Raw genomic sequence first — 24,496 nt, 5'->3', positions numbered from 1 at the left:
CGCACAGACCCATCACCCCGCATGCCTGCGATCACGAAAGGAGGGGATGTGGGAAGCGGAAAGTCCCAGAAATCCCAGGTCAGCGAGGACATCTACGGGCAGATGGCGGGCGCGATCGGCGGCTTGGCCGTCGTGTTCGGTGTCCTCGCTGCCATCAAGGACAAGCTCGGTCTGTCGTGGCCGGTCACCGTCGTGCTGGTTGTCGGAGTCCTGGTCGGGCTGGGCTATGCGGCCTGGCAGTTGCGTACCCGTTTTAAGCGGTGGCTGGCGAGCGAGTTGAAGCCCGCGACCGCCTTGAAGCAGGAGGCCCCGGCTACCGCGGTGATCGGGGGCGACCAGGCAGCCGCGCAGGCTGCCGTGGCGCACCCCCAGTTGACCGGGGCGCTCATCAAGGCCGGAGCGATCAGCAAGGACGAGATCGTCCGGGCGGATGAGGTCCGTATCGAGCCGCTGCCCGGTATCGGCGTCTTCTACGACTTCCTCGTTCCTGAGGGGAAGACGTACGCGCACGTCGAACGGCGGCTGGGAGAAGTGGCCGGCATGTTCGGCAAGACCCGGCTGCACACCAAGATGGAGCGCAGCCGGGACAACGAGCGCCGGGTTCGCCTGCTGGTGCTCGATGAGCCGCCGTTCACTCACCCGTTCACCCCGCCGGCCCGGCACCAGATCGAGGCCTTCGCCGGGGTGCCCTTCGGCCACGACGTCACTGGCCAACTGACCGGTGCGCGGACCTTCAACAAGGCATCGTTGCTGGTCGCGGGCATGACGCAGACCGGCAAGACCACCCTGATCAACGGTCTGATCACCTGTCTGCTGATCGCCTACGGCGAGTTCGACCTGTACCTGCTCGACGGCAAGTTCTGCGGGCTGACGCAATTCGAGAAAGTCGCCGTCCGGTACGAGGCGTCCGACAACCCGGACGTCTATGAGGACATGGTCGACACACTGAACGCCCGGGCCGACCGACGGTATGAGCGCCTCCAGGAGGCGAAAAGGAATCGGCAGGAAGAACCGCAGTTCAAGCCGGTGTTTTTCATTGTCGATGAAGCGGCGGACTTCTTCGCTCACGACGGGACGAACGCCGGTAAGGACAACGCTGCACGGATCGCTGAAAAGTCACGGTCCCTGGTCTCCAAGTGTCTGGAGTCCGGGATCTCCGTGGTGATGCTCACTCAGCGTCCGGCTCAGAATGCGATTCCGGTCATGGTGAGGGACCAGTTCCTTTACCGGCTGTGCCTCTACGTGGCATCGGAGGGAACCGCGAAGGTCGCCCTCGGTGACACGTACTTCGAAACGATCGCCCCGATCAATCCGGCACTGCTCGATCCCGACATCAAGGGACAAGGCGTGCTGTTCGCACACGGGACATCCACGCTCATCCGGGGATTCAACTTTGCGGATGAATTCATGTGGGAGATCGTCGACGAAGTACACGATCGCCAGCAGAAGGTGATCGAAACCGGACCGTCGTCTCCGCTCAAGCAGGCAATCGAGCTGATGCGGAATGAGGGTGTCGAGTTCATGTACACGGCCGACCTGGCCCCCCTGCTGGGGATCACGGAAACCCGGCCTGGAGAGCGTGGAAAGCAGCTCTCCAAACTGCTCGGGGTCGCCCCCGGGAAGGACGACAAGGGGGTGCGGGGCTACTACCTCGCCGACCTCATTGCCGCCGCCAAGTCCGGGTCCTGAGCCCCTGCATGCACCCGCCGGAGCACCCGCCAGAAGTCCGCCGTGCACCCGCCGACCGGCGGCTTTTACCCGCCGGACCGGCGGGTGCACGGCACGTGTCCGGCGGACTCCTGGCGGACTCCGGGCGGGTGCCGAAATCGATCCTGATCAGCGAAAACGATCAAAGCAGTCTGAAGGGAGGGAGGAAGCCCCTTGCGTGCCTCTGCAGCCGTCACGATCGGTGTAGGCGCCACCGCGGCCGTCGCCGTGGCCGCGTGCCTGCAAGCGGTCGGCGACGATCCCGCGGGATCACTGCTGAGCCTGTCCGTGCCCAGCCAGTACAAAACCCTGATCCAGGCGGCGGGAAACACCTGCCCGGCGGTCACGCCGAACCTGCTCGCCGCGCTTCTCACCCAGGAATCCAATTTCAATCCGAAAGCAAGATCCCAGGTCGGAGCGGAAGGCATCGCACAATTCATGCCGTCCACATGGGAAGCGCACGGAATCGACGGGAACGGCGACGGCAAACGCGACGTCACCGACCCCGCCGACGCGATCCCGTCGGCCGCCAAGTACCTGTGCGCGATCGCCAAAGACGTCAAGGATGTGCCCGGTGACCAGCAGTCCAACATGCTGGCCGCCTACAACGCGGGAAGCGGCGCCGTCCGCAAATACGGCGGCATTCCCCCGTACAAAGAGACACAGAATTACGTCAAATCGATTCAAGCGCTCGCCGACCAGCAATCCGGCGGGACCGTCTCGCCCGCACAGCAGGCCGCCACCGTCATCAACGCCGCATACGCGATGGTCGGCAAGCCCTATTCGTGGGGCGGCGGGAACGCGAACGGACCCAGCACCGGAATCTGCTGCTCACCCGCCGGAAAGTCCGGCGCGAGCATCACCGGGTTCGACTGCTCCGGGCTCACCCTCTACGCCTACGCGAAGGCCGGGATTTCCCTGCCCCGCACGGCAGCCCAGCAGTACGCGGCCTCGGAGCCGGTCAAGCCGGAAGACGCCCGCCCCGGCGATCTCGTCTTCTACGGAAAAGCAGCCGCAGGTATTCACCACGTAGGCATTTATGTCGGCGGCGGATACATGCTCAACGCCCCCCGCCCCGGCACGAAGGTCCGCCTCGATCGCCTCGACGCGCTGACCGACCTGTACGGCCTCGCCCGCCCCACCCCGCAGCATCACAAGGAGATCTGACCCATGAACAAGCACTTCTTCCTCGCCAAGCCCGTCGACATGTCCACCGGCTTCAAGGACTTCTTCGACACGATCGGCCTGACCGGCGCCGGCCTGGTCACCAAGGGCATCGCCGCCGTCATCGCGGTGATCGCGCTGCTCATGCTGATGCACACGCCCAACGACCCCAAGGGCGCCCTGCGCAAGGGGTCGATGGCGGTCGGCACGCTGTTCGTCGCGGTCGTCCTGGCCATCTACGGCGACACCCTCTTCAGCACCGTCACCCAGGCCAAGGGCTGATCCCGCATGGCGGACCACGACAACAACGACAACTGCAGTCTGCTCACCGGCCAGGCCTACGAGATCTGCGAATCGGAGCCCACGGACGACAACCCGTGCAGCCTGGTCGCCAAGCCCATGCGGGCACTGTGCGAAAAGGACCACGGCATCAGTCCTGGCGGAGGCACCGGCGGGGGCAACAGCCTCACCGACGGGGCCGCCGACAACGTCCAGAAGAGCGCAGAGAGCCTCCTGAAGAAGATCAACGGGTTGGTTGCGCCGAAAGACTCGTGGGCGCCGAAGAGCGCGGACAGCGCCCTGTACGAGCCGTTCCTGTGGCTCGGTCAGCACCTGGCCGTCGCCATCTTCGTCTGTGTGGTCGTCGTGTGCGGCCTGACCGCCTGGCAGGGCGCTCCGCGCCTGCGCCAGATGGGCGCCTCGACCGGATGGACCCTGGCGGCCGTCGCCGGCATGGCGACGGTCCCGGGGGCGGTGATGATGCTGAACAGGGCCGTGAGCGCAGCGTTCACGGCCGCGTTCAGCAGCAACGAGTCGACCCTGTTCAAGGTCATCGTGGAAGACATTCAGAACGGGGCGGACACCGACGTGCCGTTGGTGCGGCTGCTGCTGATCTCCGCCCTGGTGGTGGCGCTCATCCCTGCCGGGCTGGTCTTCCTCACCCGCAATATCGGCATCCTCGCGTTCGTGTGCATGGCCCCGCTCGTGCTGGCCTCGCTGGCACGAGGGGGCGACACGACGGCCGTGAAGACGTGGGCGATGCGCCTGCTTGGGCTGATGTTCTGCCCGTTCGCCCTGCTGCTGGTCTCTCCGTTCGTCGCCCTCGCCCACGGCTCGCTCGTGGTCGACACCGTCCTCTTGCTCGCCGCGGACGCCCTGATGCTGCGCATGATCTTCCACGGGATCCCGTACTTCGGGCCTCGGATCGCGCGCGGCGCCCGGACCTTCGTGGAACGGCGCACCGACAACCGGCTGGCCCACGCGGTCGTCCGGGCCGGTGCCCCGGACATCTACGAGCGGGAGAACGCCCGTCGCCCGCGCCGCATCATCGACACCCCAGGCCGGGCCGCGCACCAGGACCGCGGGGTCCTGCTCGCCGCGTACGGCGTGAAGCAGCAGCGGCGGCCGGGACGGCTGACCACCCAGTCCGCCGTCAGTGAGGCGAACCGGGACGCCGACCGCCGCAGCCGGGTGCGCGCTGCCTACGGCCTCCCCAGCCAGCAGCGAAACCGGGCGGCCAACGGCCAGACTCCAGCCACTCCCCCGCCGTCGGCGCCCCGTCGGCGGCGGCCCACCCCGTAACGAGTCCAGCCGGGCCCGGCCCCTCCCCGCATCGCTGGGGAGGGGCCGGGCCCGGCGCGTCCCCTCAGACTTCCGGAGGTTGTTCCGATGTACTCCCTGACACCCGGCTACCGCATCCCTGCTCTCCAGCGCGGACTGAGCCCGGCGGAGACTCTGCTGACCCGGGTGAACGCCGGTGTCGGGAGCGCCATCCTCGCGTCCGCGATGATCTCGCCGCCCCCGGTGTGGACGTTCGGCGCGGTCGGCGCCGCCGCGGCCGCGCTCAACCTCGCGCCCGGCCCGCGCTCGATGGCCCGGTGGGCGACCGTCGGCTACCGGCACCTGCGCGAGCGCACCGTGCCCGCCTCCATGACCAATCAGCCCGGCGCCACGGCGACCTGGGCCCTTTACCCGGGCCACGGCACCATGCAGGACGACCAGCGCCGCACCGCTTTTCACGAGGCGTTTTCCAAGGCACTGACGTTCGCGGGCGGGCAGGCCCGCCAGGCGGGCGTCCAGGTGCACGTCACCCACCACGCCGCGGTCGGCGAGTTCACCGACCACACCCAGACCCTCTCCGTCCACGTCCCCAAAGGGCTGGTCGGCCAGCCCGACCGGATCCTGGCCACGCTGGAGGGCGAGTTCGCCCGCCTCGGCTCCCTCACCCCCTTCGCCCCCGAGCCGCTGTGCGCCGTGGTCGACCGCGGCTCCGGCTGGGTCGGCCTGGAGGACGGCCGCTACGCGGCCACCGCCCGGGTCACCGGCTGGCCGGAAGAGACCGGCGGCGACCTGATGGGCAAGCTCCTGCTCGACGACCAGACGGAGCGTTCCTTCGCCGTGCTGTACCGGCCGCTGCCGGTGGCAGCGTCGCGGCGCTCTGCGAAGTGGCAGCAGGCCGCGAGTGAGGCGTTCACGGCCGACAAGGTCAAGCAGGACGCCCACGCCATCGCCAGCGGCACCCGGCACGGCGCCCTCGTGCAGGGCGCCACCCTCGTCGACCTCGACGGCTACCTCACCGTGTGGGGAGACAGCCCCGAAGCCGTCACCGACGCCCGCTGGCACGCCTCCCTCGCCGCCGACCGGCACCGCATCCGTCTCGACTGGTTGCCCGGCCAGCAGCACCGCGCCCACGTGATGACCACCCCGCACGGAGCATCCACCCGGAAAGGGGCGATCCTGTGATCCGCCTGCCCTCCAACCACGCCGCGATCACCGCACCCCTCATCGCCTCCAACACCGCGTTTCCCGGCATCCCGATCGGCCGCTCCCTGCTGGACGGCCGCGCCTTCCACCTCTCCCCTGTCCTGGCCGACGCCGCGATCCTGCCGTCCACGAACTCGCTCGCGCTGGGAGGCCTCGGCTCCGGCAAGTCCACGACGGCCAAGACCCGGGCTCGCCGCGAGATCCTCGACAACGGCCACCAGTACGTCGTCGTCGACTCCTTCGGCGAGGACGCGAGCGGCGAGTGGGCGCCGCTGACCCGCTCGCTTGAGGGCCGGGTCATCGAGGCCGGCTCCTTCACCCTCAACCCGTGCAGCGAGCTGTTCCCGCGCGAGGTCCGCGAGCAGTTGGTGCGCTCGCTGATCGCCGCTGTGGAGCCGGGCGCCCTGACCCACCAGGCCGCCCACGCCCTTCAGCACGCCCTCGCCCACCCGAAGGCGACGTCGCTGAACGGTCTGGTGGACGCGCTGGTGGCGCCGGAGGACGGCCGCTGGCCGGCCGCCAAGCTGGCCGATTGGGGCGAGGGCGCGGCGATCGCCCTGTCCCGCTACACGGAAGGCTCCCTGACCGGCCTGTTCGACGGCCAGGACGCCAGCCTGCCGGAAACCGACCTGCCGATCCTGTCCTTCGACTTCAGCAAGCTGGACCGCAACTCCCCGGCGATCCCGTCGCTGATGGCTGCGATCTCCTGCTGGGTTGAGCACGTGTGGCTGCGCCAGTCCACCGCCGTGCACCGCCACCTGGTCCTCGAAGAGGCCTGGCAGATCCTGCTGTCCCCGGCCACCGCCGAACTGATCCAGCGGCTGCTGAAGAACAGCCGCAAGGCCGGACTGTCGCTAGACGTCGTGATGCACACCCTGTCCGACCTCGGGCAGGGCAAGGCGCAGGACCTGGCCAAGCTGTGCGAGATCGCCCACGTCGGACGCCTCGGACCGGAGGAAGCCGCAATCGTCGGCGCCCTGCTGGGACTCCCCCAGTCGCTCATCGACATCATCCCCACCCTGGACCCGGGCCAGGCGGTGTGGAAGATCGGACCCGACTACGTCGACGTCGTCCAGACGATCCTCACCGAAGACGAGATCGCACTGACCGACACGTCGTCGCGGCGCCGGCGAGCACAGCAGGCCGCCACCGAGGAACTGGTAGAGCAGGACCTGGCCGTCGAACAGGCCGCCGTCATCGCCCCGGCGGAGCCGGTCACGGCATCGAGCCGCGAAGAGACCGACGTCGTCGACCCGATCGAGGACCTGCACGCCCCGTTCACCACCGCCGACGACACCTGGGACTGGGAAAGCCTGCCCCCGAACGTCATCGGCGACCTCAGCCGGCACGAGCGTGTCCTCCAGGCCGCGCTCGAAGGCCGGTTCAACGAGGCCTCCCAGCTCGCCGCACTCCACGAGCGGGAGGACATCACCGCCCACGGCCTCAACTCCCCCCAGGCGCTGGCCTGGTTGGAGACCCGGGCACAGGTGGCCGATCTCAGTGGAGAGCCCGGACAAGCCGTGCAACTGCGCGCTACGGTCGCCCGCATGGGCACTGACGACGCTGCATGGTTCGAGAAGACCGGAGACAGCACATCCCCGCAATGGCACCGCGGCCCCCAGCCGCACACGCCCGAACCCCAGGCCGCCCCGCAGTCGCAACCGCGCCGGCGGACCTGGCCCTACGTCGCCGCGATCGCGGCCCTGGGCATCACGATCGCGGGCGTCTACCAGTACGCGGCCGACGACCAGACGCAGCAGGAACGCCAGGCGAAGGCCGCCGCCTACAAGGGGCGCTCCGGGGCGACCGTCAAGCTCGACGGCATCAGCACCGATCTCATTGCCCAGTGGAGCAGCGATCGGGAGCGTGTCGTCATCGAGCTGCGCTCGTACTTCGACCGCAACGCGAAGTACCTGCGCATCGACGCCTCCGGCAAGACCGCGCAGACAACGCGGGGCAACGACCGTTGGTATCCCAAGACGCCTGAGCTCGCGCTGCCGGTCACCGACCCGCTCGCGGACATCACCGTCAACATCGCGGTCGGCGGCAAGACGTGGAAGGAGGGCGCCCGGGCGCAGTCCCGGACGATCCGCCTGTCCCCGACAGGCGTCGCTTACGACGCTGAGACCGGAGAGCGCCTTCCTTCCGACTAGATCCCCCACCTGCCGCTGCGGGCCCGCACTCCTTCACGGGGTGCGGGCCCGCAGCACGTGGGAGCCCCGCCCTGGCGCCTATTGCGCCGATATCCGGGTGTTCTGCCTGGCCGCCCCGTCCCCAACACCGAAGGAGTTCTCGTCTTGGCGAAAGGCCCCAGAGTCATAGGCGTGCTCACCGAACCCCAGGCCACTACCTGGTGGCGAGCCAACCGGCACAAGGTCTTGCTCCTTCTTGGCCTGCTGGCCGGCTACTACATCGGCACGCACCTTGGCGACGCCCCTGCCCAGCAACCGGACAGCCCGCGCCCGGGACACACCGCACCCGCCACCACCGGCCCGCACAGCACGCACACGCCCCTCGGCACCACCTGACCGCCGAACTCACTGCGCCCCGCCAACCCCTTGTGGTCGGCGGGGCGCAGTGCTTCCACCGACGCTGGAGGAGATCACTCGTGCTCATCCCCCGCCCGCGCCGCCGGATCGGCAGGCCCCGCCCGCACCGGCCCGGCCTGCGCTACCCGCACCGGCCCCGACGGCTGCCCAGCGCCTGGAGGCGATGATGGGCGCCCCGCAGCACGAGGACGTCGACACGGTCGATGTCGACCTGTACGACCCAGGCGACGGCTCGATCCCGGTCTTCCGGTGGAGGCAGGCCGGGCAAGCCCTGGCGACCCGCCGTCAGTTACGGGAGATGGGGCTGCGCCCTGGTGGCCAGAGTCCTGTCGCCCGGATCGAGTGCCGCGGCGGCCGGCGCTTCGCCTGGCTGTACCGGATCGACCTGGCGAAGCCGAAGCTTCCGATGACGCTCGCGAAGGAGCTCGCGCTCGACAAGGCGATGGCCGCCCGGCAGACCTGCCCCAAATGCGGCCGGCGCTACCACCACGTGCTCCCGCTGAAGACCCTCGGCAGTTGCCTGGAGTGCCACGACGGCACCCCGGCCGACCCTGCCAGCTACGTCACTTCGGCGCCAGCGCACCGGCTGGCCGCCTGACCTTCCACAGCGCCCCGCGTACTGGCGGCTGCCTGACCCGCCCAGCCCGGTGCCGCCTGTCGGCGGACTGGTCCGGGCGCGGTCCAGGGGAGCCGGACAGCCCGGCCCGCAACCTGGAGGACCCCATGCACCTGAGCGACATGCGCGACGACGAGGACTCCATGCCTGTGAGCGCCATGCGTGACAAAGCCGCAGGTCTCCTGCTCGCCGTCCGCACCGAACGAGGCGAGCGGCGCCAGCACATGCTCGAAGAGGCGCAACTGTGGATCGACCTCGCGCACACCTTCCAGCCCGCCCCGCCCACGGAGACGGTGCCCGACGGCACCATGATCCGCATCCGTACCCGCGGCGGCGCCCTCACCGTCGTCCAGGAGCGCACCGCCTGGGGAGACACCGCCCTGTATCCGTGGCAGTGCCTGGGCTGCGGTCACGGCCGCGATGCCCGCTACGGCGACGGTGCACCGTTCCGGGATGTCGCCCACGAGCAGGCCACCCGGCACGCCCGCCGCTGTTGGGCCGAACCCGCCCCCGTAACCGCCCCCCCGACCACCGTTGTGGCCGGTCCCGTTGACATGCAGGGAGAATCCGCGTGAAGCCGTTCCGCCTGAACAATGCGCTGCCCGTCGACACGACGATCCCCCACGAGGCGCTGGTCTGCCTGATCGGTGCGGCCGGGGCGGGAAAATCAACGTGGGCCAGCACCTGGCCCGGCACTCAGGTCCTCGAACTCGACCATTTCCGCGCCCTGGTCAGCGACGATGCGGGCTCGCAGGAAGCCACCGACGACGCCGTCTTTGCACTTCAGGCCGTCCTGGAGGCCCGGCTCGCCCGCCGGAAGGTGACGGTCGTCGACGCGACCAACAGCGAGCAGGCGGTGCGCGCCAACCTGATCGCGACCGCGCGCCGTCACGGCGTGCCCACGGTCGCGCTGGTCATCCCCACGCCGGTGTCCGCGTGCGTGGAACGCCAGGCAGGCCGGGCTGCCAGCCGCAGCGTGCCGGAGCCGGCCGTGCGTGCCCAGCACGCTGCCATCGTGGACGCGTTCCCCGGCCTGCCCGGCGAGGGCTTCGACCACGTCGTCGTTGCGGAGAACATCCACCGCCTCCAGCCGCTGCTGCAGCGGCTCAGCGACGCCCGGCGCGGGGATCTCGGCTGGGACGGCGGCCAGGGCTTGGGCGACCTGCTCCTGGTGCGCCGGGTGTTCGGCCCCGAGATCCTGCCGATGTGGTGCTGGCGCGACGGCTCGCAGCTCGCCGGCGGCGACCGCGTTGCGGAGATCCGGCTCGGGGCCGACCGCATCGTTCTCGCCCTGCGCACCGACATCGACGGGGCGGGCGACGTCGGCTTCGAGGTCCTGGTGGGCTGCGCCGTCGACGACGACTGCGAGGGCCAGGCATGGGCGCCGGCCTACAACGTGAGCGATCTCCTGCGGGCCCTGACCGGCGAGCTCATGAACGACCCGGACGTGTACTGCACCGTCCACGGCCCGCACGCCGACGACGCCCCCGAGGACGTCCCCGACGGCCTGGAAGCGCAGTACGCGGACGCCGTCCACGCATGAACCAGCCGCCGCACGCCGTCGATGACAAGGAGTACCGCCATGACCATCGTCTCGTCCTCCGCCATCAGCGAGGACACCAACCTGGACGCTGCCTGCATGACGGTGGCGACCGAGGTTGCCCGCACCGACGGCAAGGCCTCCCTGCTGCTGGCGTTCAACGGCGCGGTCCTCGCCGGACTCGCCACGGTCGCCGACAGCGGCCTGCCGTCCGTCACGAAGGCCGTCGGGGCGGCCGCCGTCCTCGCGCTGGCCGCAGCCGCCGTCCTGCTGCTGTTAGTGGTGCGCCCCCGCACGCGCGGTACGGACCGGGCGTCCTTCCCGTACTGGGCTGGTCTGGATGAGGACGCCATCCGCGCGAGCATGCGGGGCGATACCCGGCCCGCCCGCATCCGTGTCCTGTCCGTCATCGCGATGCGCAAGTACGGCCAGTTGCGGCTCGCGGTCGACCTGAGCCTGGCCGCCCTCGCGCTCCTGGTCGTGGCTGCTGCGAGCGTCCTGGTCTGACGGTCCTGCGTCCCTTCCCGCCCTGGGTGGCCACGGCCAGAAGGGGTGGGAGCGGGTGCAGGACCGGACAGCCCGGCCCGGCACACCGGAAGGGAGTACGACATGCACGACACCCTCACCGCGGTGACCCGCCCGTACGCGGCCGACTCACCGCTGGCCCACCTGCTCGACATGGCGCAGGCCGCTGGCCAGCCGACCGAGGACGAACAGCGCGAGGACGCCGTCACGGCCGCCGCGCAGCACCTGTACAACGCCTACCCGGCCACGCTCGGCTCGGTGCTGGACGTCATGGACTGGACCGGCCACCCCGCCCTGCACTCCCTCGGCTTCTCCTTCGAGCCGGCCGCGACGGCCTGGCTGGATGGCGGCCTGTGGCTGCACCACACCCTGCGCATCAGCGAGGACGACGGCGCGGTCGACGTGCTCACCCTGATCGTGCCGTGCACCTGCGGCGACGGCTACACCGACATCGTCCTCGACAGCGAGGACTTGCTCATCGAGATCCTCGCCGAACTGCGGCCCACCCACGGCCGGTCCGTGCACGACGACCGCCACGGCGACTGCCGCACCGTCCACCGCGCCGCCCCGCTCGGCAGGCGACTGACGGCCTTGTGAGCCTGGAGGCGCCTGCAGCATCGGCAAGTTGGGCGCACGGCCGCCCCCAGGCTGCCGGCATCACGCGGACGCCGGCGGCCTTCAGCATGCCGCAACCGCCTCGGCCGACCGGCACCGACCCTCATCCGAACAGCAAAGAGGCGCACCCCTTACGCCTGGACAGCTCGGGGTGCGCCTCTTCCCATATCCGCCCTCGCGGGCGGGAGGAGATCCCATCATGCCTGTACTCGCTGCGTTACGGCAGCCGTCCCGCACACTCGTCACTGCCGCGGCCGCCGTGCCGCTGACCGGCTGGACCGTCCACGCGCTCGCGCTGCACCGGCGCCTGGCCGCCGCCCGCCGCGACCCGCTGACCGGACTGCACGGCCGCGACGGCTACACCACCCGCGCCACCGAGCTGACCGCCCGCCACCCCCAGGCCGCCATGGTCCTGCTCTGCGACATCGACCACTTCAAGCAGATCAACGACACGCACGGGCACGCCGCCGGCGACCGCGTGCTCGCCACGACCGCCACCCGGCTTACCGCCTGGACGGGCAGCCGGGGTGTGGTCGGACGGCTCGGGGGAGACGAGTTCGCGGCCGCCGTGCGGATCGGCGCCGCACGCCGCCGCCTGCGCCTGGACCAGCTCGCCGCAGCCCTCGCCCGGCCCGTCGACATCGACGGGCGCCTGGTCGACGTCACCGTCTCGATCGGCGCCGCCACCCCCGACGCGATCGGCACCACCGACCTGGACGTGCTGCAGCGGGCCGCCGACGCCGCCATGTACGCGGGCAAGCACGGTGGCCGCGCGGTCCTCGCCGACCGCTCCCACGCCGACGTGCCGTCCGTCAACGGCCGCCGCGCCGGCCGCCCCGGCACCGCCATCCCGGGAGCGGCCGTATGACCGCCACCCTGTATGCGCCCGACTGGATCCGCGGCATCACCATCAAGCAGCCCTGGACCGTGTGCATCGTCCACGGCGGCAAGCGCATCGAGAGCCGCCCGAAGGCGTGGCCGCCGGGCTGGTACCTGTTGCATGCCGGTGCCGAGTCCGGCATGGACCGGCACGCGCTGCGCGACCCGGTCGTGGCCCGCACCCTCCGCGACCACCCGCTGCAGTTCAGCGCGGTCCTGGCGGTCGCCCGCATCACCGGCTCCCACAGCTCCCACACCGACACCGGCGGCCCCTGCTCGCCGTGGGCGCAGCCCGGCTGCTTCCACATGCAGCTTGACGCCGTCCACGCCCTGCCGCTGCCCGTGCCCTGCCGCGGCGCCCTCGGACCCTGGCGCGTCCCGCTGCCGGTGTTCGAGCAGGTCCTGACTCAACTCCCCCACCTGGCCGCGACGTTCCCGGAGGTCACGCCATGAAGCGCACCGACACCACCGCCACGCCTCAGACGGCGGTCCGCTTCGACTTCCCGCACAGCCCCACCCCGACCCGCTGTCAGCAGGAGCCCGAGACGTTCGACTTCACCAACGGCGACCGGGCCGCCGACCGCGCGGTGACGGACAGGCGGCTGGCCAAGGCCCGTAAGGCCTGCTCCGGATGCCCCATCGCCGCCGACTGCCTGAAGTGGGCGCTGGTGAACAAGGACCTCACGCGGCACGGGGTCTGGGCTGCGACCACGCCCGGCCAGCGCAACGACCTGCGCAAGCGCCTGGCCGACCGGCTCGGTCCGGACTGGATCAGCGTCCTCGCCGAACAGGAGCAGGCCCGCCGCGAGCGCGCGGCGGCCGCCTGCCACCGCCCGCTGACCGTGGCCCAGGCCCGCATCGTGCGCTTGGACCGCGAGGTCAACGGGCCCATGCCGACCGGCCGCCTGCTCACCCCCCAGGTTCAGCAGCGCAACCTGGCCCGGCTTGTGCACGGCCTCACGGCCGCATAGCCGCCGCGCCCTGCGCCGGGCCCGCGGGTGCCTCGCGCCCGGCCCGGCGCGGGCTGCAGGCGGCCACCGCTCGTACCGGCTCTGACCCGCATCCTTCGGAGGAATCTGCCCGTGAAACTCGTCATCGATACCGAGAAACTTGCCGACGCCGCCCAGTGGGCGATGCGCGCCGTCCCGAACGTGCCCTCCCGCCCGTTCCTGGCCGGCCTGCGCATCGAGGCCGCCGCCGACAACACGCTCACCCTGAGCGGGTTCGACTACTACCGCTCCGCCCGCGCCAGTGAGGACTGCGAGGTGTCCGAGCCCGGCACGCTCCTGGTGCCCGGACGCGTCCTCACCGACATCGTCAGGTCGTTCCCCAAGACCAAGCAGACCCTCCTGGCCCTCGACGGCAACGACCTCGCCCTGTCCTGCGGCACCGCCCACATCACGCTGCCCACCCTGCCGCTGGACGACTACCCGACCCTGCCCGAGCTGCCCGCCGCCAGCGGCACCGTCGACGGAGCCACCCTCGCGGCGGCCGGGGCCCGGGTCGCCGCGGCCGCCAGCACCGACGACACCCTGATGGTGCTGACCAGCGTGCAGTTCACCCTCAGCGACACCGAGATGACCCTGTCCTCAACCGACCGGTACCGCTTCCACGTCGCGGACCTGCCCTGGACGCCGAACAAGACCGTCAAGGGCCGGGGCAAGACCAAGGCCCTCACCGCGGGCAGCGCGCTCGTTCCGGCCGACGTCGTCGCGGATGCCGCCCGCATCCTCGCCGACGCCGACTCGGCCGAGATCACCATCACCGAGGCGCAGTTCGCGCTGAGCGTCCCCGGCCGGTGGGCCACCGGCGGCATCATCGAAGGCGCCCTGCCCAAGTACGGCTTCCCCACCGAGTTCGAGTCCGTCGTCACGACCGGAACCGAGGCCCTGACCGACGCCCTCAAACACATCACGCCGCTGCTCGACAAGACCGATCCGATCGTCCTCGACATCGCCGACGGGCAGATCACCGTCCGCGCCGGCACCGACGACAAGGGTCGCGGCCGCGACCAGGTCGACGCCCAGCTCGACGGCGAACCGCTGACCATCGCCTTCAACCCCGGCCTGCTGGCCAAGACCCTCCAGCAGATCGACGGGCCCGCCGTGCAGATGAACTTCAACGGCCGCGACAAGCCCGCCCTGATGCACGCCCCAGAACAGGCCGGCATCTTCCGGGGCCTGCTCATGCCGATCCGCCTCAACGGCTGAACCAGCCAGCCCAGCACCCGAGGCCCTCACGCCTGTGGGGCGGCCGTCGACGCCGCTCCGGCCGCCCCGCAGCACCACCACGCCGTACACCGCGGCACCCCGATCTGTCCCGCCTATCGGAGAGCGACCACCCATGACCGGATTCACCCACGCCCTGCCCGACCAGACCTTCACGCTGGCCGGCACCGCCAAGGAAGGCTTCGACACGCTCTATGGCGTCCCGGCCGCCGCCCTCGGTGAGGACGACCGGCTGATGGCGTTAGGGCACCTCACCGACCGCGCCGTCCTCGCCGTCACCACCGCCTACCACCGGCGCGTGTGGGGCTACCGCATCCTGCCCAACCGGGAAGCCGCCGGCCTGACCCGCTCCGGCACCCAGCGCATCCACATCACCGTGACCAAGGGCGGCCAGGACGACGACTACGCCTGGCAGTTCGAGGACGCCGACCCCGGTGACCCCGCAGCCCAGGCCGTCACCCTCATCACCGTCGAATGGCTGGACCACGAGGACATCACCACCCGGTCCACGTGCCCGGCCTGTGCCCGGTCCAGTTGGTCGACCAGCCTCACCGCCGACCCCGGCCGCGCCGGATGGGGCCGCTACCACCGCTGCCTGTACTGCGGCCACAGGTGGCCCACCGCACCGGACCCGCGTCCCAGCCTGACCAAACACCGCCGCTGGAACCCGGCCAGGCCCGACGGCTGCTTCGCCTGCGCCTGCCTGCCCAGCTACCCCTGCACGGACGGCTGCGCGATCGGACACGATCCTGTGGTCGGCCAGCGGATGTGCACCACCTGCCGCAGCCAGCACACCGACGACGTGTGGAAGCAGTTGGCCGCCGTCGCCTACGGCACCGCCACCACCTTCGACGACCTGGACGACCAGCGCGACCGCTGGCTCTACAGCGAGGCCCTGCGCGGCATCCCGCCCATGCAGGCCGCCCGCACCTGGCAGCAGCGCCTCACCCTCGCCGCCCACCGAGCCGCCCCGCGACCGAAGCCGACCACGGCCTGACTGGGGGCGGCATCCGTGACCACCGCGCCCCGGCACCCCGTGCCCGACCACATCCCCGAGCATCTGCGCGAGGCCTTCGCCACCGCCAAGGGCCGTCAGGTGCCCGCCCACTGCCCCTACCAGAGCGGCGACGCCGTCCAACTGCACGGCTACCCCGGCCACCCGGACCCCGGACACCGGCGGACCGGCTTCCGCGGCTGGGTCGTCGGCTGCGTCGGCGCCACGATCCTCACCGGCATCACCACCACCGGCGAGGAGTGGTGGCAGGAGTGGGGCGACCTGAACCCGGACGGCCTGCCCGTCAACATGTGGGACCACTGCACCTGCTGCCGTGACGAACGCCGCGACCTCCTGCGGGCCTTCCACGCAAAGCAGCACGCACGCGGGCAGCAGCTCGACTTCCTCGAATCCACCCCGTGACCGTGCCGGTCGCCGCGTACTCGCCGCCGACCAGCAACGAACCTGCTCAACATCCAGCCCCGGGGGCGGCCGATCCAGCGCCGCCCGGCACCATCCGTCCACGAAGGGACACCGATGCAGCAGCCCACCCACACCCCGGGCCCGCGCGTGACGATCGTCGCCCTGTGCGGATCCACCACGTACTGGGGCCAGCTCGCCGAAGCCAACCTCTACGAGACCGCGGCCGGCCGGATCGTCCTCGCGCCCGGCTGCAACCTCAAGCAGCCCCACTCGCTGTGGGCCGACCCCGTCCAGGCCGACCGGCTCAAGCAGATGCTGGACACCCTGCACCGGCAGAAGATCGACCTCGCCGACGAAGTCCTCATCGTCAACCCCGGCGGCTACATCGGCGACAGCACCCGCCGCGAGATCGCCTACGCCCGCAGCCTCGGCAAACCGCTGCGCTACACCCACCCCGTCCAGGACGGAGACGACCGTGGCTGACACCACGCCCATCGAATGGACCCGCTCCGAGGACGGAACCCCCGGCGCCACCTGGAACCCCGTCACCGGCTGCACCAAGATCAGCGAAGGCTGTGATCACTGCTACGCCGAAACCTTCGCCGAACGGTGGCGCGGCACCAGCGGCCACCACTTCGAGAACGGCTTCGACCTCACCCTGCGCCCCGACCGGCTGCGGCTGCCGCTGACCTGGACCAAGCCGCGCCGCGTCTTCCTCAACAGTATGTCCGACCTGTTCCACCAGGACATCCCCGACACGTACATCGCCAAGGTGTTCGCCGTCATGGCGATCGCCGGCCAGCACACCTTCCAGATCCTCACCAAGCGGCACGCCCGCATGCGGGCCCTGCTGTCCAGCCCGTCCTTCTGGCACCAGGTCGCCCACGAGGGGCGCGAGCACTTCACCGGCTGCCAACAGGACTGGCTCGCCGCCGGCGCGATGCTCGGAGGCCGACCGCTGCCCAACGTGTGGCTGGGGGTCTCGGTTGAGAACCAGCGGTGGGCGGACATCCGGATACCGGCGCTGCTGGAGACCCCGGCCGCGGTGCATTTCCTGTCCTGCGAGCCGCTGCTCGGTCCGGTCGACCTAAAGCAGGCCGTGCGAACCATGGGCAGCGAGCGCGGCCACGGCCTCACCGCCTCCTACGTCCACGCCGGCGGCTGCTGCCGCACGCTCCACGGCATCGACTGGGTCATCGTCGGCGGCGAGTCCGGACCCAAGGCACGCGCCATGCACCCCGACTGGGCTCGCTCACTGCGCGACCAGTGCGCCGCTGCCGAAGTGCCGTACTTCTTCAAGCAGTGGGGCGAGTTCGCCCCCGAAACGCACGGGCACAACAGCGGAGCCACCGTCCTCATCGACGGCCAGGGCCGCACCTGGAACGAGACCGATGCACCCGCCATGCCGAACGTGGTCCGCATGCGCCGCGTCGGCAAGAAGCACGCCGGCCGCCTCCTGGACGACCGTCTCCACAACGCGTTCCCGGCATCCGGCACCCCCCACACCACCATCGAACTGGAAGGCAGGACTCTCCGGTGAAGCGCCGTCTCTTCCATCGCTGCGGCCACGCTCCCGGCGCCATCTCCCCCGAGGACCAGGCCATCGTGGACCAGTTTCGCGAGCTGCTCGCCGCCATGCGCGACCCACAGCCCTGGACGCCGGGCTGCCACCAGGACATCGCCGTACGGGTTGGCCCGTTCCTTGAGCGAGCCCAGCCTCGCCCCGGCGACGATCACGGCCCCGACCTGATCGCCGTCGCTCTGCGCCACCCAGACACCCCACACGCGACGGCCTACCGCCACGGCCGCCAGCTCGGCTATACCAACAGGGGCTGGCTGCGCTGCGAGACGTCCAAGATCCTAGGCATCTGGCAGCCCGCCTACACAATGCTCACCCACGCCGCCGCGGGCCTACCCCTCCCTGACGACGTCGGCATGGACCCCGCCCACTACGGCGTCCACGTCGAAGCCCGACGCAGCGACAACACCGGCTACACCCTGCTCCGCCTCGGGCCCTACACCCAGACCTGGCTCGCCTCCCGCGACGCCGACCGTCTCAACGCCGAGCTGGAAGGCCGCGCGGCGACCGTCATCCCCGGCTTCACCGTCACCGCCAAGGACGCCGTGTTCCACGTCAGCGACCACGCAAGCTACGCCGACCCGGACGACATTGACATCGTCGCGCTCCTGGCTGACGCCATCTTGGAGGTGAGCGCGTGACCACCACGACCCTGTACGAGATCGAGACCAGCGAGGCTGACGACGGCACGACGGTCCCCGCCGAAGGCCTCTGGACCCCCAGCAGTGAGGACGCGGCCGGGTTCATCACCTACAACGGGCTGTACGTCGCCGGCATCGGAGCCCCGAACGACGACAGTCTCTACCCGGAACGGTTCGTCGTCCTCGGACATCAGCGGTGGGCCGACACCATCGAGGCCGCCGCCGCGTACATGGACCGCGTCCACAACTGGCGGACCCTGCACCTCTACCCGGGCGACGACCCCTCCGTACTTATCCCCCGCATCCCGCGCGCCGTCCATACGCATGCCGTCTTCTTACGGCACCCGCACCCGGACCACCCGTGCGCCTGCGAGTGGGAAAACACCTGGCGCCTCGTCTGGGCACCGCCCACCGAGCACGGCGCCATCCCGATCACTGCAATGCGCCACCCAGCCGCCCCGCCAACCACCACCAGCATCCCCAACCCTGACCAAGGAGCGCCCGCCACCTGGGCGCCCTGACGCACCACGACTGAGCACGAAGAAGGCCCGTACCCTCCCCGCGAGCGCGCAGGGGGTACGGGCCTTTTTGTGTTTCCGGCCCTCGATGAGGAAGGCGCTCGGGTCAGAAACTTCTGACCTTGCCCCCCAGAGTCTTACGCGGAAGCGTGTTCCTGGGCTGAGGCGAAGGCGCGCTGTGCAGCGGCCAGTCGCTTCGCTACGCGACCCAGCTCCTTCTCCAGCGCCGCCAAGCTGACTCGCGCAGCCTCCGGGTCAGCCTCCAGTGCCGCCTGCACCGCGGCGGGCGCCAAGGGGGCGTACACGCGCTCCTTCAGTGAAGCGACCGCCCGCTCCAGAGCTGTGATCTCCGAAGGTGCCGACGGTACAGCGGGAGGGTCAGAAATTTCTGACCTCGACTCCTGCGCCGGAATAGAGGGCGCAGTCAGCTCCTTGGCGATCGAGGCGAGCACGGCGGCGGTCGGACGCCGCTTGCCCTGCTCTGCAGCCTTGGCCAATCCTTCGGACATGACGACCTGGGCTGTCTCCAGGCCCTGATTGCTGATGACCTCCGCCATGACCTTGCGGGCCGACGCCCGCGTCAGGTGCTGAGCGAGATCGGGACCCAACTCGCTGATAGCGCGGATACGTTCCGCATCCTGCAGCAGTTCGAAAACGTACTTCGGCTCGACGTCGAGCACATCCGCCGCCCATACCGAGAAGTTGCTGTGGCCGGCCACCACGTGGAGCTCCCGCTCCCGTGCAACCTCGAGGAGCACCGCCTTGTTCAGGACCGTGAAGTCCTCGGCACGTGCGCCCGCGAGGTCGATCTCGTGCAGCCGGTCCGTGATGAAGGCAAGCTGCTCCTCAGGGGTGCCGGTGATGTCGTCGGCGCTCAGAACCCGGCCGTGGGCGAAGATACTGGTCTCCGGAGCGGACGTGCCAGTCGACGCGGCTTGCGCAGCCACCTTCTGCAGCTCCGCGGGAACCGCCGGGTCGACAGACGAGTCGGCGGCCTTCTTGAGGCGGCTGCTCCCCGCCGCAATGAGCTTGTTGCTCACGCTTCCACTCCTGATGCCGTGAGGATTCGGTCGTAAACGTCGGTGAGCGCCTGAGCCTCACGGCCGGACGCATCGGTGATGGGCACGCAGGCGAACCGTGTCTGCTGCCGCACTGCGTGTCGGGGGATCGTCAGATCACGGCGGTAGAGATCGCCATACGTATCCGCCAGGTAATCCCCTATGACGTCCTTCAGGTTGCTGGCGCCGCCCGGCACTATCGACGGAATGATGCCGACCACCCGAAGATCGGGGTTCATCCCCAAGTCTTTGACGAGCTTGATCGTGCTCAGTGCCTCTTTGGCACCGACCCGGCCGTCCTCGTCCAGCGTCGCCGGGATGACCACGTCGGTGGCGGCCACGAGCGCCGATGTCACCAGCTTCCCGCCGGCGCGAGGCGGCAAATCGAGAATGGCGACCGTGCCCTCCTTGACCACACCCTTCAACCCCAGGCGCAGCCGGAACTCCAGGCCGACAGCCACGTTGTCGGTCTCCCGGTTGGCCAACGCCCGCTCCGCGGCGATGACCTGAACCCCCGACCATGCCTCCGAGGCGGGAGCAAACGCGTCCGCGGCCAGACCGGTCTCACCCTGCGGATCCAGCGCCAGCAAGTCATTCATGGAGAACGCCGGCGCTTCGTCTGCCGAGATACCGAGCTCCGCTGTGAAGGTCCCCCGCGGATCCAGATCGCCTGCGATGACGTCCAGCTTCCGTTTCCGTGCGGCCGCGACCAAGCCTGCGGACAGGGCAGACTTGCCCACGCCGCCCTTCTCGCTGTACACCGCCAGCACTCTGCTCATGTCGGAACCTTCGCCATCAGTCGATACGCCGAACTCACGCAGCGAAGCGTATCGACAAGGAGCGGTTCGGCCGGAGGTGACGGGCAGGTATGCCCCACAGGCCGACTGCGGCTGACGCCTGGTCCCCGCAGCCGGAGCCCGTGCGAGCGAAGTGGACGTAGTCAACCCCCGCCACCGCCATGCGGACTTGAGGAGAGAATCCCGGTGGCTGCCCCGCAGAACCCACAACGCTCGCACAGCCCGCCGGGTGCTCGACCACTGGCCGGGTGCAAGTGCACGGCATTCACCTGACCCGGACGCAGTCCGCTTTCTGGAGCCAGGGCCCCGTAACGCCTATACCCACAAGCTTCTAGAGTTTCGTTTGTGACGAAACTAGGAGAGCAGAGTGAGCGGGCTCAGAGCTCCACACGCGAGCGGCTCGTGGAACGTACCTGCGCATGGTGCGGTGAGCCGGTCGTGTACGGCGGCCGTGGCCGGCCACCGCGCTACTGCGGCCCTGTGCATCGCCGTCGGGCCTGGGAGCTGCGCAGTGCCCAGGACCGCGCAGAGCGTCCCGTGAGCGAGGGCGGGCAGAGCCTCGAGCCGGTGCGCGAGGTCGTGGAACGCACGCAGACCGTGGTGCGCACCATCGCGCTCCGGGATCAAGACCAGGTTCCACTGGCGCCGCGTGCGGCTCAACGACTGAACGGGGAGCCTTACACCCTGCCCGAGGACGCCGTGGAATGGATCGAGGCCCTTGCGGCCCTACGGAAGGCCGCGACCAGCCCGAAGATCTACCCCTTCCGCGAGCACGTTGCCCGGGCCTGTGAAAGGGCCGCGCAGGCGCTACGTGCCGAAGGCTTGGGGTCAGGTCTGTGATGCCGTCCCGGCGTTGCGATCAGGAAGAGCGAGTCACCGCACCAGAGACAAACAGTTGGACCAGGGTGGCTGCGATATGGGTTGCGGCTCTGGCCGCATCCAGGGTCTCGGGCACGGTAGCTGTCTGAGCCCCATGACGGGAGGTCTGGCCTTCCCACAGAGCGCGCATCATCTCTTCCACGGGAAGAACGGGGTCCTTGCCGGGAGCTGTGACCAGAGCGGTGCCAAACTTGTGGCGCGCCGTACGAAGTTCTCCGAGCATCGAGCCCAGGGTGGCCTTGTTGTTGCGGGGCTCGACCACAGAGTGGGCTGCGGACTCGACTGCCTTGATGGCTTCGCTATACGCGCGCACCGGGTCAGGCTGGCGCCCGTACGCGTTCTGCCAGGCTGCGGAGAGGTGGTCGGCGGCAGAACCGGTTGTAGCCGTGGTGCCGGCATCGGCAACGGTCTGCCGGATGGCGTTCCGCACTGCGGGGGTTACGCGCTCCTCCAGCCCATCGAGCGAGTCGCTGATGCGGTAAGCCGAGCCACCTTCATTGAGGATCGAGTCGAGCCTCGACAGGTGTTTTGGAGCAGTGATCCGGCGTTCCACTCGGTACGCGAGCAGTGCGTCCACGACGTCAAGGAGATCTGCGTCCGTGGCGTTGGTCAGGGCCTGGTCGTAACCGTGCGTTGGGTCGAGGCGCAACCGCAGACAGATCGTCCGCTCCACCTCGTCGTAGTCGTCTCCCCTGTACGGAATCGACTCGAGCTCTCCCTGAACCCATTCCTGCAGAGGAGCGACAAGGTGCCTGGGTACGCCGTCATACGGTCCGTCGTCAATCGGCTCGGCGAGTCCTATACGGGCGGAGAATCGGGGACGCGCGGTGCTCGGCATGGTGATGGATCGTACCTATCGCCAACAGGAGCGTGGCACTGGTTTTTCATTCAGCAGACACCGAGCCTCATCAAGGCCCGCCGCGACTGATCCCCGGAGAGGGGCTGACCTGTGCCGAGTGCGTTCGGCACGGACCGGCACGGACTCTATCGACTGGGCCTACGCGCGGGTTGCTGGCGTAGGTCCAGGAACATGCGCAGCCGGACGCCGGGCTCGCCGGGTTCGCGGACGGTGCGGTCGGCTGGCGCGATCGCGCAGTGCTTGGCGAGCAGGTCCTGGACGGCGAAGGCGGTCGCGTCGTCGGCGGCCGCGACCTCGACGACGGCCAAGCCCGGCTGTTCGACGTGCGCTTCATGGATTGGCCTCATGTCCGGCATGACGTGTGGGAGCTGGTGAAGGTTCTGGCGACGAGGCGGTCTTCACCCGTCTGTGTTGGGGAGCCGGTCCCGACCAGCTACCGAGGAACTGTGCGGCGACCCCGACCACGGTGGTGGACACCCCGACCGCAGACCCGACCAAGGCAGGTCAGTGTTGGTGGCGCGTGCCGGGACGGGGCGGTGCAGCCCGAAGGCCGTGCTACGGCGGTGTGAAGGTGGGGACGTCTGCGGGGGTGAGGTCGGGGCGGGCGCGGTGCCAGCGTGCGGGGTGGCGCCAGCGGCCTGAGGCGTCGCGGGCGACATCGACGCCGACTTCCACCACCAGTTCGGGTTCCACCAGCGTGACGTTCAGCGTCTCCTGGCTGCCCCACCCGGCGGAGAACGACCAGCCCGTCCATGGATGCCCGTGCCGTGGCGTAGCGAGCTGGTCGGCGACCGTAGCGCTGGCCGCCCGGGCGAGGGTGGTGGTGCGTCCGACGTACTGCAGGCGCCTGTGGTCGTCGTATCTGCCGAGCAGCAGCCCGCGGGGAGCGGTCAGGGAGCCAGTGACCGCGCCGACGATCGCCTCGGTGGTCTCGTGCACCTTGTATTTCTGCCAGCCCCTTGAGGGCCGGTAGGGATCGCCCAGCCGCTTGAAGAGCACCCCCTCGATCCCGACCGAGGTCCACGTCAGCCACTCGCGCACGGTGTCCGGGTCGGTGGTCGACGGACACAATACCCACGGCGCCGCCAGTCGGCGGGCGGCGAACACGGACTCCAGGGCGGCTCTGCGCCGCCAGTAGGGCCATCCGGTCGTGTCCGCCCCGGACAGCCGCAGGACATCGAATGCGACGAAGTGGGCCGGCCACTCCTGTGCCGCCCGGGCCGCCCCGGCTCCGCGCCGGGCAAGCCTGTTCTGCAGCCGCTCGAACGCGAGGCGGCCCGCGGCATCCCATACGACTAGCTCGCCGTCGAAGGCGCTCAAGTCCGGCAGTTGCACGGCCCCGGCCACGATCTCCGGAAACGATGCCGACATCTCAGTGCCCCGCCTCGAGCGCAGCACCACCTGGCCCGCGTCGACGGACAACAGAGCCCTGAACCCGTCCCACTTCGGCTCCCCCGCCCAGCCCGGCTGCAGCTCGGGCTCGGCCACGGGAGTGCTCAGCATTGGCTCCGGCAGCGTCCACGTCACCCCGGATCCCTTCCACAGAGCACTCCGATGCTGTCGTGTCTGGAGTCGCCAGCGGTGCCGCCGGATCCGCCGAAGCACGCCTCGGTGAACAGCATTCGCTCATCGTGCTCGGACATCAGCCCGCCCTCCGCATACCCCTGGCCCATCGAGAAGCACCTCTGCGCGTCCTGGTTGCCATCGGCGGGACGTGCTGTGCCGATCACCCCGGCGACTTCGTGGGATCGCGATCCCGCGGTGGCTGTGGCACTTCCCGTGGAGGCCGTTTCGAGGTGAAGGAGGGGGTCACTCTGGCAACTTGTTCATGATCAATGTCAGTGCGCTCGGCTTGGGTGAGGCGTTCGCTGGTCACGGTTCCCAGACGGTCGGGCCTCCGCCGATCCACTCGACCAGAGCCGAGGCGGCGATCTCATCCTCTTCTCCCACGTCGAGCCCGGCGCGATGGAGGAACACGATCATGTCCCACAGGCCGTAGGCGCGGCCGACGTCGTAGTTGTGGATCTGCACCAATCGGCCGCCCTGGCTGTCGGGTGGGCCGACGGTCACCGGTCGCATGGGTGCCATGGTGAACATTTTTGCGCCGTGATGGTGCCGGGGATCGTGGCTGACGGGTTGTAGCCGTGATGCGGTCACCGTTC

29 protein-coding genes are annotated in these 24,496 nt (G+C 69.8%); 23 read left to right on the top strand and 6 right to left on the bottom strand.

From position 1 onward, the window contains the following. Positions 1 to 48 precede the first annotated feature (48 nt). The 22 genes from ABZ098_RS43495 to ABZ098_RS43390 all read left to right on the top strand — a co-directional run bounded on the left by ABZ098_RS43495 (position 49) and on the right by ABZ098_RS43390 (position 18,744). Positions 49 to 1,689 carry an FtsK/SpoIIIE domain-containing protein gene (locus ABZ098_RS43495; protein ID WP_356600364.1) on the top strand — a complete coding sequence of 547 codons (1,641 nt, stop codon included), beginning with the start codon at positions 49 to 51 and terminating at the stop codon, positions 1,687 to 1,689. A gap of 192 nt (positions 1,690 to 1,881) precedes the next feature. Further along, positions 1,882 to 2,874: a bifunctional lytic transglycosylase/C40 family peptidase gene (locus ABZ098_RS43490; RefSeq protein WP_356600362.1), complete on the top strand. Its 993-nt coding sequence runs from the start codon at positions 1,882 to 1,884 to the stop codon at positions 2,872 to 2,874. 3 nt (positions 2,875 to 2,877) lie between these two features. Next, positions 2,878 to 3,153: a hypothetical protein gene (locus ABZ098_RS43485; RefSeq protein WP_356600360.1), complete on the top strand. Its 276-nt coding sequence runs from the start codon at positions 2,878 to 2,880 to the stop codon at positions 3,151 to 3,153. A 6-nt stretch (positions 3,154 to 3,159) separates the two neighbouring features. Next, positions 3,160 to 4,452 (top strand): hypothetical protein, encoded by a 1,293-nt coding sequence (locus tag ABZ098_RS43480; RefSeq protein ID WP_356600358.1) that lies wholly within the window; start codon positions 3,160 to 3,162, stop codon positions 4,450 to 4,452. A gap of 87 nt (positions 4,453 to 4,539) precedes the next feature. Then, positions 4,540 to 5,613, top strand: coding sequence for a hypothetical protein (locus tag ABZ098_RS43475; RefSeq protein WP_356600356.1), 1,074 nt, complete (start codon positions 4,540 to 4,542; stop codon positions 5,611 to 5,613). Beyond that, positions 5,610 to 7,787: a hypothetical protein gene (locus ABZ098_RS43470; protein ID WP_356600354.1), complete on the top strand. Its 2,178-nt coding sequence runs from the start codon at positions 5,610 to 5,612 to the stop codon at positions 7,785 to 7,787. Before ABZ098_RS43475 ends, ABZ098_RS43470 begins: the two co-directional genes overlap by 4 nt. Before the next feature lie 144 nt (positions 7,788 to 7,931). Continuing rightward, positions 7,932 to 8,162 carry a hypothetical protein gene (locus ABZ098_RS43465; RefSeq protein WP_356600352.1) on the top strand — a complete coding sequence of 77 codons (231 nt, stop codon included), beginning with the start codon at positions 7,932 to 7,934 and terminating at the stop codon, positions 8,160 to 8,162. A 187-nt stretch (positions 8,163 to 8,349) separates the two neighbouring features. Then, positions 8,350 to 8,781 carry an RRQRL motif-containing zinc-binding protein gene (locus tag ABZ098_RS43460; RefSeq protein ID WP_356600350.1) on the top strand — a complete coding sequence of 144 codons (432 nt, stop codon included), beginning with the start codon at positions 8,350 to 8,352 and terminating at the stop codon, positions 8,779 to 8,781. 125 nt (positions 8,782 to 8,906) lie between these two features. Then, positions 8,907 to 9,374 carry a hypothetical protein gene (locus ABZ098_RS43455; RefSeq protein ID WP_356600348.1) on the top strand — a complete coding sequence of 156 codons (468 nt, stop codon included), beginning with the start codon at positions 8,907 to 8,909 and terminating at the stop codon, positions 9,372 to 9,374. Continuing rightward, entirely contained in the window at positions 9,371 to 10,342 is a 972-nt protein-coding gene (locus tag ABZ098_RS43450) for an ATP-binding protein (protein WP_356600346.1), read from the top strand. Before ABZ098_RS43455 ends, ABZ098_RS43450 begins: the two co-directional genes overlap by 4 nt. A gap of 39 nt (positions 10,343 to 10,381) precedes the next feature. After that, positions 10,382 to 10,846: a Pycsar system effector family protein gene (locus ABZ098_RS43445; RefSeq protein WP_356600344.1), complete on the top strand. Its 465-nt coding sequence runs from the start codon at positions 10,382 to 10,384 to the stop codon at positions 10,844 to 10,846. 102 nt (positions 10,847 to 10,948) lie between these two features. Then, on the top strand, positions 10,949 to 11,461 hold the full coding sequence (locus ABZ098_RS43440; protein ID WP_356600342.1) for a hypothetical protein: 513 nt from the start codon (positions 10,949 to 10,951) through the stop codon (positions 11,459 to 11,461). Positions 11,462 to 11,678: 217 nt separating this feature from the next. Continuing rightward, positions 11,679 to 12,347 carry a GGDEF domain-containing protein gene (locus ABZ098_RS43435; RefSeq protein ID WP_356600340.1) on the top strand — a complete coding sequence of 223 codons (669 nt, stop codon included), beginning with the start codon at positions 11,679 to 11,681 and terminating at the stop codon, positions 12,345 to 12,347. Then, complete coding sequence (locus ABZ098_RS43430) at positions 12,344 to 12,811, top strand: hypothetical protein (protein WP_356600338.1); 468 nt, start codon at positions 12,344 to 12,346, stop codon at positions 12,809 to 12,811. Before ABZ098_RS43435 ends, ABZ098_RS43430 begins: the two co-directional genes overlap by 4 nt. Continuing rightward, positions 12,808 to 13,329 carry a WhiB family transcriptional regulator gene (locus ABZ098_RS43425; RefSeq protein WP_356600336.1) on the top strand — a complete coding sequence of 174 codons (522 nt, stop codon included), beginning with the start codon at positions 12,808 to 12,810 and terminating at the stop codon, positions 13,327 to 13,329. Before ABZ098_RS43430 ends, ABZ098_RS43425 begins: the two co-directional genes overlap by 4 nt. Before the next feature lie 111 nt (positions 13,330 to 13,440). Further along, the gene (dnaN, locus tag ABZ098_RS43420) at positions 13,441 to 14,568 is read left to right on the top strand and encodes a DNA polymerase III subunit beta (protein WP_356600334.1); all 1,128 of its coding nucleotides are present in this window, start codon (positions 13,441 to 13,443) and stop codon (positions 14,566 to 14,568) included. A 133-nt stretch (positions 14,569 to 14,701) separates the two neighbouring features. After that, positions 14,702 to 15,583, top strand: a complete 882-nt coding sequence (locus ABZ098_RS43415; RefSeq protein WP_356600332.1) for a hypothetical protein — start codon at positions 14,702 to 14,704, stop codon at positions 15,581 to 15,583. 15 nt (positions 15,584 to 15,598) lie between these two features. After that, the gene (locus ABZ098_RS43410; RefSeq protein ID WP_356600330.1) at positions 15,599 to 16,003 is read left to right on the top strand and encodes a hypothetical protein; all 405 of its coding nucleotides are present in this window, start codon (positions 15,599 to 15,601) and stop codon (positions 16,001 to 16,003) included. Positions 16,004 to 16,117: 114 nt separating this feature from the next. After that, positions 16,118 to 16,486, top strand: a complete 369-nt coding sequence (locus ABZ098_RS43405; protein ID WP_356600328.1) for a hypothetical protein — start codon at positions 16,118 to 16,120, stop codon at positions 16,484 to 16,486. Further along, complete coding sequence (locus ABZ098_RS43400; protein ID WP_356600326.1) at positions 16,479 to 17,543, top strand: phage Gp37/Gp68 family protein; 1,065 nt, start codon at positions 16,479 to 16,481, stop codon at positions 17,541 to 17,543. The genes ABZ098_RS43405 and ABZ098_RS43400 overlap by 8 nt, the downstream gene beginning before the upstream one ends. Then, on the top strand, positions 17,540 to 18,223 hold the full coding sequence (locus ABZ098_RS43395; RefSeq protein ID WP_356600324.1) for a hypothetical protein: 684 nt from the start codon (positions 17,540 to 17,542) through the stop codon (positions 18,221 to 18,223). The genes ABZ098_RS43400 and ABZ098_RS43395 overlap by 4 nt, the downstream gene beginning before the upstream one ends. After that, on the top strand, positions 18,220 to 18,744 hold the full coding sequence (locus ABZ098_RS43390) for a hypothetical protein (RefSeq protein ID WP_356600322.1): 525 nt from the start codon (positions 18,220 to 18,222) through the stop codon (positions 18,742 to 18,744). The genes ABZ098_RS43395 and ABZ098_RS43390 overlap by 4 nt, the downstream gene beginning before the upstream one ends. A 134-nt stretch (positions 18,745 to 18,878) precedes the next feature. Here ABZ098_RS43390 and ABZ098_RS43385 read toward each other — a convergent pair whose 3' ends face one another. Both ABZ098_RS43385 and ABZ098_RS43380 read right to left on the bottom strand, forming a co-directional pair. Then, entirely contained in the window at positions 18,879 to 19,781 is a 903-nt protein-coding gene (locus ABZ098_RS43385; protein ID WP_356600320.1) for a hypothetical protein, read from the bottom strand. After that, positions 19,778 to 20,578: a ParA family protein gene (locus ABZ098_RS43380; protein ID WP_356600318.1), complete on the bottom strand. Its 801-nt coding sequence runs from the start codon at positions 20,576 to 20,578 to the stop codon at positions 19,778 to 19,780. Before ABZ098_RS43380 ends, ABZ098_RS43385 begins: the two co-directional genes overlap by 4 nt. A gap of 555 nt (positions 20,579 to 21,133) precedes the next feature. Between ABZ098_RS43380 and ABZ098_RS43375 the strand changes: the two genes are divergently transcribed. Next, the gene (locus ABZ098_RS43375) at positions 21,134 to 21,436 is read left to right on the top strand and encodes a hypothetical protein (RefSeq protein WP_356600316.1); all 303 of its coding nucleotides are present in this window, start codon (positions 21,134 to 21,136) and stop codon (positions 21,434 to 21,436) included. Positions 21,437 to 21,455: 19 nt separating this feature from the next. Here the strand turns inward: ABZ098_RS43375 and ABZ098_RS43370 are convergent, their stop codons facing one another. The 4 genes from ABZ098_RS43370 to ABZ098_RS43355 form a co-directional block, all read right to left on the bottom strand. Continuing rightward, entirely contained in the window at positions 21,456 to 22,313 is an 858-nt protein-coding gene (locus ABZ098_RS43370; RefSeq protein WP_356600314.1) for a hypothetical protein, read from the bottom strand. 146 nt (positions 22,314 to 22,459) lie between these two features. Beyond that, on the bottom strand, positions 22,460 to 22,681 hold the full coding sequence (locus ABZ098_RS43365) for a DUF6207 family protein (RefSeq protein WP_356600312.1): 222 nt from the start codon (positions 22,679 to 22,681) through the stop codon (positions 22,460 to 22,462). Between the two features lie 208 nt (positions 22,682 to 22,889). Then, on the bottom strand, positions 22,890 to 23,837 hold the full coding sequence (locus tag ABZ098_RS43360) for an ATP-dependent DNA ligase (protein WP_356600310.1): 948 nt from the start codon (positions 23,835 to 23,837) through the stop codon (positions 22,890 to 22,892). Positions 23,838 to 24,206: 369 nt separating this feature from the next. Further along, positions 24,207 to 24,422, bottom strand: a complete 216-nt coding sequence (locus ABZ098_RS43355; protein WP_356600308.1) for a hypothetical protein — start codon at positions 24,420 to 24,422, stop codon at positions 24,207 to 24,209. Between the last annotated feature and the right edge of the window lie 74 nt (positions 24,423 to 24,496).

Source organism: Streptomyces sp. NPDC006335, from assembly GCF_040612795.1.
GTDB lineage: Bacteria > Actinomycetota > Actinomycetes > Streptomycetales > Streptomycetaceae > Streptomyces.
This window is presented reverse-complemented; position numbering and strand designations above follow the sequence as displayed.